We start from the raw sequence: 11,702 nt of genomic DNA, 5'->3' as shown, positions 1-11,702 counted from the left end.
GTTGAAGGCTGGATGCTTCAAGGAAGCACTTGCGCCATTTGCTATTTCATATATTCATGAAATATGGAAGAAGAGTCGATCACGCGCCTGTCCACGCTTAGCCATCCACAGCGGCTGGCCGTCTTCCGGCTGCTGATGCGCCGGTACCCCGACCAGCTGCGCGCCGGTGAGATCGCGGGTATCTTGGAGCTCAAGGCCTCCACAACCTCGGTCTATCTCGCCGCGCTGACCGACGCGGGCCTGATCAGGCAGCGACGAGAAGGCACCTCGCTGCGCTACTGCGCCAACACCGCGGCGGCCGCCGAGCTGATCGACTTTCTCTTTGTCGACTGTTGCCGGGGCCGGCCCGAGCTGTGCCCTCCTCTGATCAAAGGAGCACCACCGATGACCGATACGACCTACAACGTGCTTTTCATCTGCACCGGCAACTCCGCCCGGTCGATCTTTGCCGAAGCGATCTTGCGGGACGTGGATGCGACACGGTTCACTGCCTACTCCGCCGGGACCAAACCCGCCTCTCGGCTGAACCCGCTGGCGATCGAGATGCTGAAGGGCAAGGGACATGACGTCACGATGTTACACGCCAAGCATACGTCGGAGTTTCAGAAGCCCGAGAGCCCCCGCATGGATTTTGTCTTCACTGTCTGCGATCAGGCCGCCAATGAGGAATGCCCACCATGGGACGGCCAGCCGATCAGCGCCCACTGGGGCCTGCCGGACCCGGTGAAGGCGACAGGCAGCCTCGCCGAAAAAAGGCTCGCTTTCCAGCAGACCTATGGGCTGCTGCGCAACCGGCTCAAGGCCTTTGCCGCGTTGCCCATCGAGACACTTGACGCAATCTCCCTGCAGGCGGCCGTGGACACCCTCGGCCAAGACCACCTGGAAGGAACCCCTGCATGACCACTTACGCGCTGAACGGTTTGGGCCGGATCGGAAAACTCGCCCTGCGCCCGCTGCTGGAGCGGGGTGCCAAGATCGCCTGGATCAACGATGCGGTGGGCGACCCGGCAATGCATGCGCATCTGCTGGAGTTCGATACGGTGCACGGCCGCTGGGCCGCCGCCTTCAGCGCGGATGGGGACAGCATCACCATCGACGGTGTGCGGCTGCCGGTGCATGGCACGCGCGATCTGGGCACCCTGCCCTTGGACGGTGTCGATGTGGTGATCGACTGCACCGGGGCCTTCAAGAGTGAAGCCGCGCTCGCGCCCTACTTCGCAGCTGGTGTGAAAAAAGTGGTGGTCTCTGCCCCCATCAAGGACGGCCCGACCACGAACATCGTCTATGGGGTCAATCACGACATCTACGACCCCGCGCAGCACCAGATCGTGACGGCAGCGAGCTGCACCACCAACTGCATCGCGCCGGTGGTGAAGGTCGTGCATGAAAATCTGGGGATCAAGCACGGCTCCATCACGACGATTCATGATGTGACCAACACGCAAACCATCGTGGACCGCCCGGCGAAGGACATGCGCCGTGCGCGGTCTGCGCTGAATTCGCTGATCCCCACGACGACGGGCAGCGCAACGGCGATCACGCTGATCTACCCCGAACTCACGGGCCGTCTGAACGGCCATGCCGTGCGCGTACCGCTGCTGAACGCCTCGCTGACGGATTGCGTCTTTGAGCTGGAGCGCGAGACCACCGTCGAAGAGGTCAACGCCCTCTTCAAAGCCGCAGCCGAAGGCGAATTGAACGGCATTCTCGGCTACGAGACCCGCCCGCTGGTCAGCACCGATTACACCAACGACCCGCGCTCCGGCATCATCGATGCGCCTTCGACCATGGTCGTCAACGGCACGCAGCTAAAGGTCTACGTCTGGTATGACAACGAATGGGGCTATGCCAACCGGCTGGTGGACGTGGCCCTCATGGTCGGCGGGAGCCTCTGAGGATGCAACGCGCGGGCGTGGCCTATGTGGCAGTGACGGCGGCCTATTGGGCCTTCATGCTGACCGATGGCGCCCTGCGCATGCTGGTGTTGCTGCACTTCCATACGTTGGGCTTTTCGCCGGTGCAGCTGGCCTATCTCTTTGTCCTTTACGAGATTGCGGGCGTGGTCACCAACCTGAGCGCGGGTTGGATCGCCGCGCGCTTTGGGCTGACCTCGACGCTTTATGCCGGGCTGGCGCTGCAGGTCGCGGCGCTGATCGCGCTTGCCCAACTTGACCCGTCCTGGACCGTCGCCGCCTCGGTCGTCTTCGTGATGGCCGTGCAGGGCGCATCTGGCGTGGCCAAGGACCTTTCGAAGATGAGCGCGAAATCCGCGGTGAAGCTGCTGGCCCCCTCCGAGCAGGGTGGGCTCTTTCGCTGGGTCGCCCTTCTCACCGGCTCGAAGAACGCGGTGAAGGGCCTGGGGTTTCTGATCGGTGCGCTCCTGCTGGGCTGGGTGGGGCTGACGGGCGCGGTGCTTGGCATGGCGGCGATGCTGGCGGTGATCCTCGCGGTCATTGTCTGGAAGATGCCTGCCGGGCTGCCCACCGGCCGCAAGGATGCGAAGTTCCGCGAGGTCTTCTCCAAGAACGCCAATGTGAACTGGCTGAGCTTTGCCCGTGTGTTCCTCTTCGCCGCCCGCGACGTCTGGTTCGTCGTCGGCATCCCGATCTATTTCTATGCGGTGCTCTCGGACGGCACGACAGAAGGCAACCGCGCGGCCTTCTTCACCATCGGCAGCTTCATGGCGTTGTGGATCATCCTCTACGGTGCGGTGCAAGCCGCGGCCCCGAAGCTGCTCAAGGCCAGGGAACGGCCCGAAGCCGAGATCATCTGCGACGCCCGCCGATGGGTCTCGGCTCTGATTGTCATCCCGGCCGGTCTGGCAATGCTGAGCCTCATCGCACAGGAGCCGGCGACTTGGCTGACGGTCACGCTGATTGTCGGGCTCTTGGTGTTCGGCGCGGTCTTTGCGGTGAACTCGGCGCTGCATTCCTACCTGATTCTGGCCTTCAGCAGCGGTGCGCGGGTCACGATGGATGTGGGGTTTTACTACATGGCCAACGCGGCGGGCCGGCTGCTGGGCACCGTGCTCTCCGGCGCAAGCTACCAGATCGGTGGCCTGCCGCTCTGCCTGGGGACGGCGGCTGTGCTTCTGGCGCTCAGCGCGCTGGGGGCCGCGCGGCTGCGCGTGATCGCAAGGCCGCTGACGGCCCAGAACGCCTAGCCGATGCTCGTCGCGAGGATCCGGCTGATCTCGGTCAGGGGGCGGCCGGAACTGCGATGCCACGCGGAAAACGCCGCCTGAACCGCCTGCATGGCGCTTTTCGAGGTCGGCGGTTTGTCGATCACGCCTTCGGCGATCAGGCGGGCCACCACATCGCGGGAGAGAATGAACCCGTCCACACCCATCGACCGCAGAAAGTACTGGCCCGTGGCGCCGCCGAGCCGGGTGCCCTCGGCCTTGAGATGTGCCAACAGATCCGCGAAGCGATCCGGCGGCCACCCGGCGATGAAGGCGCCATACCCTCCATGCGTGTCCGCCTGGGTCTGCAGATAGACAGCGTTTTCCTGCACGGCGCGGATTTTGGGACCGTGCCGCACGATCGAGGTGTCGGTGACCAGGCTGTCGAACCAGGCGTCATCCATCATCGCGCAGGCCGCCGGGTCGAACCCCCGGAAGGCCGTCTCGAACCCCGGCCACATGCTGTCGACCACCTTCCAGTTGAACCCCGCGTTGAAGATCGACCGCGTCATGGCTGCAAGCCAGCGGTCATCCGGGCAGGCGCGCAACGCCTCCGCGCTCCGCGGTGGCGTGATCCCGTCCAAGATCGCCTCCTCCGAACCTTTGCGCTCGACGCTGATAGCGAGGATATCTTGCAAGCTGCGCATGGCGGCCCTCCTTCCGACTGGGACAGGACCCTAGCCGAAACGCGCCGACGTCGGAACGATAAATCAAGCACAGCGGGTTGTGCGGAAATCGCGCGCGCGCCGCCCCTTGCAACCTGCGTGGCGGTGCAACACTGTGATCTCATGACGCGCGGCACTTCACCCCGGAACTTTGATCCGATACCCTTCGCCCGACCTCTGCCGGAGGATCCATGGGCGGGCTAGGATCTCGTCTGAGCCGGTGGGCGGCGGCGCTGAGCCTGAGCCTGTGGTCGATCGGTACCTCCGCAGGGGCCGAACCCGTCACGGTCTTTGCAGCCGCGAGCCTGAAGACAGCCCTCGACGACATCGTCACCGCTTTTTCGGCGGTTTCGGAGGAAGACGTCGTCGTTTCCTATGCGGGCAGCTCGGCGCTGGCCCGGCAGATTTCGCTCGGCGCCCCGGCCGATATCATGATCTCCGCAAGCGCCGACTGGATGGACTGGTTGGAGGCGCGCAATGCCATCGAAGCCGATAGCCGGGTCGAGATCGCAAGCAACCGGCTTGTGATCGTGACGCAGGACGCGCTCGCACCGGTTGCCGCCACCGCCGAGGAGCTTGGTGCGCGGCTGTCTCAAGGGCGGATTGCCATGGCGCTCGTCGATGCGGTGCCCGCTGGCATCTACGGCAAAGCGGCCTTGTCGCACCTTGGCCTCTGGGACAAGGTCGCATCGCAGGTGGCGCAAACCGACAACGTCCGGGCGGCGCTTGCCCTCGTCGCCACCGGTGCCGCGGCCTTCGGCGTGGTCTATGCTACCGACGCCATGGCCGAGCCGCGTGTGGCGGTGCTGGCCGAGTTTCCGCCAGAAAGCCACCCGCGCATCACCTACCCCGCCGCTCTCGTCGCAGGCGGCGGCACCCCGGCGGCCCGCTCCTTTCTGGCCTTTCTGCAAACGGACACCGCGCGCGCGCATCTGCGCGAGCACGGCTTCCTCGTTCCGGGCGGCGGCGCATGAGCGATTGGCTCGGTCCAGAGGAATGGCGCGCCGTCAGCCTGTCGCTGAAGGTTTCGTTCTGGGCCACGACCGTCAGCCTGCCGCTCGGGCTGTGGGTCGCCTATCTGCTCGCGCGCAAGCAGTTTCCGGGCAAGCAGCTGCTCAACGGGCTGGTGCATCTGCCGCTGGTCTTGCCCCCCGTGGTCACGGGCTACCTGCTGCTGGTCAGCTTCGGGCCGCAGGCGGCCCTCGGCAGCGCGCTGGAGGCCGCAGGTCTTGGGGTGGCATTCCGCTGGACCGGCGCGGCACTGGCCGCTGCGGTCATGGCCTTCCCGCTCATGGTGCGGGCCATGCGCCTCTCGATCGAGGCCGTGGACCCACGGCTGGAAGAGGCCGCGGCGACGTTGGGCGCGTCACGGGCCTGGGTATTCCTGACCGTGACCCTGCCCCTGATCCTGCCCGGCGTGGTCGCAGGTGCGATCCTCGCCTTTGCCAAGGCCATGGGAGAGTTCGGCGCCACGATCACCTTTGTCTCGAACATCCCCGGACAGACGCAAACCGTGCCCACGGCGATTTACGCCTTCCTGCAGGTGCCAGGTGCGGAAACCTCGGCCTGGCGGCTGGTGATTGTCTCGGTCGTCATCGCGATGGCCGCACTTTTGCTGTCGGAATGGATCGCCCGGCGGGCCGCGGGCACGGTGCGCGGCACATGACGCTCTCGGTCTCGCTACAGCACGGGTTCGAGGGCTTCGACCTGGACATCGCCTTCGAGGCCCCGTCCGGCATCACCGTGCTTTTCGGGCGCTCAGGTGCGGGCAAATCGACAATCGTGAACGCGGTCGCAGGTCTTCTGCGCCCCCGCGCCGGGCGGATCGTCTGTGACGACACGGTGCTTTTCGACAGCGCGCAGGGCCAGTGCATTGCCCCACACCGGCGCAGGGTCGGCTACATCTTCCAGGACGCGCGGCTGTTCCCCCATCTCACCGTACGGCAGAACCTGCTCTATGGGCGCTGGTTCGCCCCGGCCGGTGCACCGCGCGCCGATCTGGACCGGATCCTGGCACTCCTCGGCATCGAGCATCTGCTGCGGCGCAGGCCCGGGCATCTTTCGGGCGGCGAGCGGCAGCGGGTCGCCATCGGCCGCGCACTCCTTGCCAGCCCCCGGATCATCCTCGCGGATGAGCCGCTGGCAGCACTGGACGAGCAGCGCAAGGCCGAGATCCTGCCCTATTTCGAGCGGCTGCGCGACGAGATCTCCGTGCCGATCCTCTACGTCAGCCATGCGGCCAGCGAAGTCGCGCGGATCGCGACCACGGTGGTCGCACTCGATGCCGGACGGGTCGCCCGGCAGGGGCCTGCGGCGGATGTGTTAAGCGACCCGGCGGTCACCCCGCTGGGGGTGCGCGCGGCAGGCGCCATGCTCGAGGCGCGCGTCGCCGCGCATCACCCCGACGGGCTGAGTGCGCTTGACGCCGCAGGGGTTACCTTGCTGCTGCCGCGGGTCGATCAGGCCCCGGGCACATCGGTGCGGGTCTGGATCGAAGCGCAGGACGTCATGCTTGCAACCACACGTCCCGACGGGATCTCCGCGCTGAACGTGCTCGAGGTCACGGTGAAGGAGCTGCGGTTCGGGGCAGGCCCGGGCGTGCTGGTGCAACTGGCGCTCGGGGAGGCTGCGCTGCTGGCGCGTATCACCCGCCGCTCTGCCGAGGCGCTGTCGCTTGCGCCCGGCGCGCGGGTCTTCGCGGTGCTCAAGGCCGTCTCGGTCGCGCGCGACGCCATCGGAGATCAGCCTACCTCCGGCGGTGCAGCCTAGCCGTCCAGAAGAGCGTCGACCTCGGCCCGATCCGGCATGGCCGGCGCCGTTCCCGGGCGGGTCACCGAGATGGCCGCCGTGGCACAGCCGATCCGGACCGCCTCGAGCGCGGGCTTGCCCTCTGCCAGCGCCGCCGCAAAGCCGCCGTTGAAGGCGTCGCCCGCGCCCGTCGTCTCGACGACCGGGCCGGCATCGAAGGCGGGGACCAGCCCGTGACCATCGAGATAAGCGCCCTGGGCGCCCATGGTGATGATTGGCGTTCCGACCCCAAGCGCGCGCAGCACATCACAGGCCCGCGCCGCATCCGTCGCGCTGTCCACTGTCACGCCGGTCAAGGCTTCGCATTCGGTCTCGTTCGGCGTCACGTAATCGCAGAGCGCCAGCATGCCGTCGGGCAGCTCTGCGGCCGGTGCCGGATTCAGAATGGTGGTCACACCCCCGGCGCGCGCGATCTCCAGCGCCCGCAGCGCGGCGGGCATCGGCTGCTCGAGTTGGGTCACGAAGACATCTGCGCTGCGGATCAGATCGGCCCGCGCACCGATATCCTCCGCCCCGATCAGTGCCGCTGCCCCCGGCGCGATGATGATGGCATTGTCGCCGGAGCTTTCCTCGATGAAGATATAGGCAGCACCCGTGTAGCTGTCCGCCACCTGGTCCACATGGGGCGTGACGCCCGCGCCTGCCCACGTATCGAGCGCCAGTGTCGCGAAATCGTCCTGTCCCAGCTTCGATATCATATGCGTGTCGGCGCCGACCTTCGCGCAGGCCACCGCCTGGTTCGAGCCCTTCCCGCCCGGTCCCAGCGCAAAGCTCAGGCCGAGGATCGTCTCGCCCATCCGCGGCATCCGATCCGCACGATATGCCGTATCGGCCACGAAGACCCCGAGTATGACAACCTTGCCCATGCCCTAGCTGTCCGCATCCGGCGGCACGACACCCTTGCGCAGCGCGAAACATCCGTAGAAGCGACGCTCGCCCGTCTGGATCACCGCATAGGCTTTCTTGGCACGCTCGTAGAAGGCAAAGCGCTCGATCCCCAGCATCTTCGGTCCGTCGACGGCGTCGATCTCCGCCTGAACCTCCTGCATAACGGGGAGGATGCTGTCCGGCTCGCCCACCACCTCCATGCGCGCGGCCGCATCCTCGACGAAGGTGTCGATCGGGTAGACCGACAGCACCGCGCGCATCACCTCGGCGGCCGGGCGGTCGATGCGCAAGACCTGCCCCAGCACGGTGCTGCGCGCCACGCTGCTGGACGGAAAGTTGGTGTCGGCAATGATCAGGTCATCGCCATGGCCCATGGCGCGCAGTGCATAAAGCACATCCGCATTCAGGATCGGGTCTAGTCCTTTGAGCATGTCTTGCATCCCTCCTGGATCAGTCGTTGAAAATACTTAACACAGTATCGCCGAGTGCCACGCCAACGGCCGCATGCGCCTCGGCCGAGAGATGCACACCGTCGAGCGGGTCGACCTCGGCCACCGCGTTGACATCGGTGAAGTACCATCCATGCCGCGCAGCCGCAGCACAGAGAAGATCAGGCAGTTCCGCCGATTTGGCCTGGGCGCCCGCGAAGGTCTCCGCGAGGACACCCGCGGGCTTCACGCAGGCCGGCGCGACCATCAGAACCGGTGGCGCAGCATCGCCGGGCCCGCTGTCCCAGCGTGCAATATCCAACGCGAGCCGCTGCAGGCCCAACACCACATCATGGGCCGACTGGCCGAACCGCGCCTTGAGATCGTTCGTGCCCAGCATCACGATCACCAGATCCAGGGGGCGATGGCTTTCGAGAAGCACCGGCAGCGCAGCCTGCCCGTTTTTGTGCGGCCCCTCGATGGGGTCGTCAAAAACAGCCGTGCGCCCGGGATGCCCTTCGGCGATCACGTCCCAATCCGGTCCAAGTGCCGCGGCCATCACGGTCGGCCAGCGCAGCGCCCGCGGATGGCGCCGCCGGTCGCCGGGGTCGCGCATCGCACAACTCCCATGGGTATTGCTGTCGCCGAAACAGAGTATGGCGCGGGCGGGCACTGGCGTTACCCGATCCGCTGCCCTGTGGCCGCATCGAAGCAATGCAGATGGTCCGGATCGGGCGCGAGATGGATGGTCTGCCCCGGTGCGAAGGCATGTCGGTCCCGGAAGACCGCCGTGATGTCCTGCCCGGCAAAGGTGAGGAAGACCATAGTCTCCGACCCTGTGGGCTCCACCACCTTCACCTGCATCGGCAGGCCCTCGCCTTCGCCGACGAGGCTGAGGTGTTCGGGGCGAACGCCCAATCGCGCAGGCCCCGAGGCCGCACTCCCGGGGTACGGTACGTCATGGCCGCTCAGATCGATGACACCGGTCTTCAGGGTCGCCTCCATCAGGTTCATGGACGGCGCGCCGATGAAGGTCGCCACGAACTCGTTGGCCGGGTTGTCGTAAAGCTCCAGCGGTGTGCCGATCTGTTCGATCCGTCCCGCCTGCATCACCACGATCCGGTCCGCGAGCGTCATCGCCTCGATCTGATCATGGGTGACGAAGACGGTGGTGGTCTTGAGCCGCTGGTGCAGTTCCTTGATCTCGGTGCGCATCTGGATGCGCAGCTTGGCATCGAGGTTCGACAAGGGCTCGTCAAAGAGAAACACTTGCGGGTCGCGCACGATCGCGCGCCCCATGGCCACCCGCTGTCGCTGCCCGCCCGACAGATGCCGCGGCTTGCGGTCCAGATACTCCGTCAGGCTCAGGATCTCGGCAGCCTCCCGCACGCGCCGCGCAATCTCGGCCTTGTCGGTCTTGGCCACTTTCAGCGCAAATCCCATGTTCTCGGCCACCGATTTGTGTGGGTAGAGCGCATAGGTCTGGAACACCATGGCAATATCGCGCGCGGCCGGCGGCAGATTGTTCACCACGCGATCCCCGATGGCGATGGTCCCGCTGTTGATCGGCTCGAGCCCCGCGATCATGCGCAGCAACGTGGATTTGCCACAGCCGGAGGGCCCCACGAGTGCCACGAATTCGCCGTCGGCAATCTCGACATTGACCCCATGGATGACCTGCACAGCCCCGTAGGATTTCGTGATGTCCTGAATGGTGACACCGGCCATGTCTCGCCTCCCCCGCCTTCGGAAGTGGATGCTAGAGAAAGGATTTTGCCTTGTCCACGCCCGCCGCGACGGCTTTGTTGACTTGAGGTCAATCTCGATCATAGTGAGACTTCGTGGGGGGATCACCTGGCGCTGCACATCAGAATGCAGGTCGAAAAACATGCGCTCTGCCGTCTGCCCACCGACACGACAATCCAGGGAGGATGGATATGAAAGTAGAGCTCTACAATTACATACGCGCAGCACAGAAGATGAACCGGCGGCAGATGCTGCAGGGCACCGCCGCAGTGGGTGCTGTGGCCATGATGCCGAAGGCGGCCGCGCGGGCTGACGCCCACGGCAATGTGCGCGCCGAGATCCTGAAGATCCCCGGTGTGGGCGCGGGTTCTCCGACCGACAGCGACTGGCAGAAGGTGGGCGAGATGTGCCTCGGTGCCACCAAGGAGAACGTCGCTGAAGGAGAGTTTGCGGGTGTCGAGCTCACCTTCATGGGACTCAACAACCAGAACCTGCACAACTTCCTGTTCCGCGGCTTCCTGAAGCCGTGGGAGGCTTACACAGGCGCCAAGATCAACTGGATCGACCTCGCCCAGGCCGACTACAACGCGCGGCTGCAGCAGTCGATCGCCACCGGCACGGTCGATTTCGACATCATCGAGATGGGCGCGCCCTTTGAAGGTGACGTGCTCGGCCGTGGCATGGCCTCCGAGATGCCCGATTGGGTCAAGGAGCAGATCGACATGGACGATTATGTCGACTACCTGAAGGATCCCGTCGGCACCTGGGATGGCAAGACCTACCGCGTCTCCATTGACGGCGATTGCCATACGTTTGCGTATCGCAAGGACTACTTTGGGCCCGATGGCATCGGCGGCACCGAGGTGCCCACCACCTGGCAGGAGATCAATGCAGTCACCAAGGAGCTTGTCGGCAAGGAAGACCCGCTGACCGGCCTGCCTGCCCATGGCTATCTCGACCCGCTCAAAGGCTGGGGCGGCTTTGGCTTCTACTTCCTGGAAAACCGCGCGGCAGCTTACGCGAAGCACCCCAATTCCCCCGCGTGGCTCTTCGACCCGGACACCATGACACCCATGATCAACAACCCCGCCTGGGTGCAGGCGATCCAGGACGTGATGGATCTGATCGAGGCGGGCGCCTACCCCGCCGATCAGATCAACGCGGACCCAGGGACCACCGCCTTCCAGCAATTCCTCGCGGGCACGGGTTCGATGCTCATGTGGTGGGGCGACGTGGGGTCCTCGGCGCGCACCTCCGACACGTCCGTGGTGGGCGACGTGGTCGGCTTCGGCATCAACCCGGCGTCGGACCGCGTCTACAACGCGCAAGCAGGCGCATGGGAAGACACCCGCAACGAAGCACCCAATATGGCCTATATCGGCTGGGGCATCTACGTGATGGCGACCGTCGAAGGCGACGAAACAAAGAAAAAGGCGGCCTGGTCCGCAGCCGCGCATCTGGGCGGCAAGGACCTGTCGCTCTGGGCCTCGGCATACCCCTCCGGCTTCCAGCCCTACCGCCAGTCGCACTTCCAGTTCGAGGAGTGGGAAGAGGCGGGCTACGACCGCGCCTTCATTGAAGACTACCTCGGCTCGAACGCGGACAGCTACAACCATCCGAATGCCGCCATTGAGCCGCGCATTCCGGGCATCTTCCAGTACTACTCGGTGGCTGAAGACGAGCTCGCCAAGGGCTATGCGGGGCAGTATGGATCGGCGCAGGAAACGGCAGATGCCATCGCCGCCGCCTGGGAGAAGATCACCGACCAGATCGGACGCGACAACCAGATCGCATTGTATAAGGCGTCTCTGGGACTGTAATGCACTGCAGACAAATAAAAGCGCAGCGTTAAAGCTGCGCTTTTTTTCCATGTTGAATTCCGTTCGATGTCCGCACGCCGGACTTAGCATGGGTAATCGGGCTGACCGGATAGTTGGGTCAGGTTCTTGATAGGGTTGCAGGGTGTTTCTGCAATTTGAGGAGAAC

The 11,702-nt window shown here is 65.2% G+C and carries 12 protein-coding genes; 7 read left to right on the top strand and 5 right to left on the bottom strand.

The window, feature by feature from the left end; all coding sequences use genetic code 11:
• The first annotated feature begins 63 nt into the window (after positions 1-63).
• The 3 genes from MUB52_RS16595 to arsJ are packed head-to-tail and all read left to right on the top strand — an operon-like array spanning position 64 to position 3,163.
• Entirely contained in the window at positions 64-900 is an 837-nt protein-coding gene (locus MUB52_RS16595; protein ID WP_263845364.1) for an arsenate reductase/protein-tyrosine-phosphatase family protein, read from the top strand.
• A complete protein-coding gene (locus MUB52_RS16590) occupies positions 897-1,895 on the top strand; it encodes an ArsJ-associated glyceraldehyde-3-phosphate dehydrogenase (protein ID WP_263845363.1) in 999 nt (332 codons plus the stop codon). The genes MUB52_RS16595 and MUB52_RS16590 overlap by 4 nt, the downstream gene beginning before the upstream one ends.
• A 2-nt stretch (positions 1,896-1,897) precedes the next feature.
• Positions 1,898-3,163 carry an organoarsenical effux MFS transporter ArsJ gene (gene arsJ / locus MUB52_RS16585; protein ID WP_263845362.1) on the top strand — a complete coding sequence of 422 codons (1,266 nt, stop codon included), beginning with the start codon at positions 1,898-1,900 and terminating at the stop codon, positions 3,161-3,163.
• Here arsJ and MUB52_RS16580 read toward each other — a convergent pair.
• The gene (locus MUB52_RS16580) at positions 3,160-3,828 is read right to left on the bottom strand and encodes a DNA-3-methyladenine glycosylase I (protein ID WP_263845361.1); all 669 of its coding nucleotides are present in this window, start codon (positions 3,826-3,828) and stop codon (positions 3,160-3,162) included. The genes arsJ and MUB52_RS16580 overlap by 4 nt on opposite strands.
• A gap of 209 nt (positions 3,829-4,037) precedes the next feature.
• Here MUB52_RS16580 and modA point away from each other — a divergent pair, with 209 nt between their 5' ends.
• Genes modA through modC form a run of 3 tightly spaced genes read left to right on the top strand, consistent with a single transcriptional unit; the run spans position 4,038 to position 6,615 of the window.
• Positions 4,038-4,820, top strand: coding sequence for a molybdate ABC transporter substrate-binding protein (modA, locus tag MUB52_RS16575; RefSeq protein WP_263845360.1), 783 nt, complete (start codon positions 4,038-4,040; stop codon positions 4,818-4,820).
• Entirely contained in the window at positions 4,817-5,512 is a 696-nt protein-coding gene (gene modB / locus MUB52_RS16570; RefSeq protein ID WP_263845359.1) for a molybdate ABC transporter permease subunit, read from the top strand. The genes modA and modB overlap by 4 nt, the downstream gene beginning before the upstream one ends.
• Positions 5,509-6,615 carry a molybdenum ABC transporter ATP-binding protein gene (modC, locus tag MUB52_RS16565; RefSeq protein WP_263845358.1) on the top strand — a complete coding sequence of 369 codons (1,107 nt, stop codon included), beginning with the start codon at positions 5,509-5,511 and terminating at the stop codon, positions 6,613-6,615. The genes modB and modC overlap by 4 nt, the downstream gene beginning before the upstream one ends.
• Here the strand turns inward: modC and MUB52_RS16560 are convergent.
• Genes MUB52_RS16560 through MUB52_RS16545 form a run of 4 tightly spaced genes read right to left on the bottom strand, consistent with a single transcriptional unit; the run spans position 6,612 to position 9,698 of the window.
• Positions 6,612-7,520, bottom strand: a complete 909-nt coding sequence (locus tag MUB52_RS16560) for a ribokinase (protein WP_263845357.1) — start codon at positions 7,518-7,520, stop codon at positions 6,612-6,614. The genes modC and MUB52_RS16560 overlap by 4 nt on opposite strands.
• A gap of 3 nt (positions 7,521-7,523) precedes the next feature.
• Positions 7,524-7,973: an RbsD/FucU family protein gene (locus MUB52_RS16555; RefSeq protein WP_263845356.1), complete on the bottom strand. Its 450-nt coding sequence runs from the start codon at positions 7,971-7,973 to the stop codon at positions 7,524-7,526.
• A gap of 19 nt (positions 7,974-7,992) precedes the next feature.
• The gene (locus MUB52_RS16550) at positions 7,993-8,643 is read right to left on the bottom strand and encodes an SGNH/GDSL hydrolase family protein (protein WP_263845355.1); all 651 of its coding nucleotides are present in this window, start codon (positions 8,641-8,643) and stop codon (positions 7,993-7,995) included.
• 5 nt (positions 8,644-8,648) lie between these two features.
• The gene (locus MUB52_RS16545; protein ID WP_263845354.1) at positions 8,649-9,698 is read right to left on the bottom strand and encodes an ABC transporter ATP-binding protein; all 1,050 of its coding nucleotides are present in this window, start codon (positions 9,696-9,698) and stop codon (positions 8,649-8,651) included.
• Between the two features lie 209 nt (positions 9,699-9,907).
• Between MUB52_RS16545 and MUB52_RS16540 the strand changes: the two genes are divergently transcribed.
• Positions 9,908-11,536: an extracellular solute-binding protein gene (locus tag MUB52_RS16540; RefSeq protein WP_263845353.1), complete on the top strand. Its 1,629-nt coding sequence runs from the start codon at positions 9,908-9,910 to the stop codon at positions 11,534-11,536.
• Positions 11,537-11,702 lie beyond the last annotated feature (166 nt).

Origin of the sequence: Roseobacter sinensis, from assembly GCF_025755255.1 — a bacterium.
Lineage (GTDB): Bacteria > Pseudomonadota > Alphaproteobacteria > Rhodobacterales > Rhodobacteraceae > Roseobacter > Roseobacter sinensis.
Note: the sequence above shows the minus strand (reverse complement) of the source record. Positions and strands in the feature narration are given on the sequence as shown.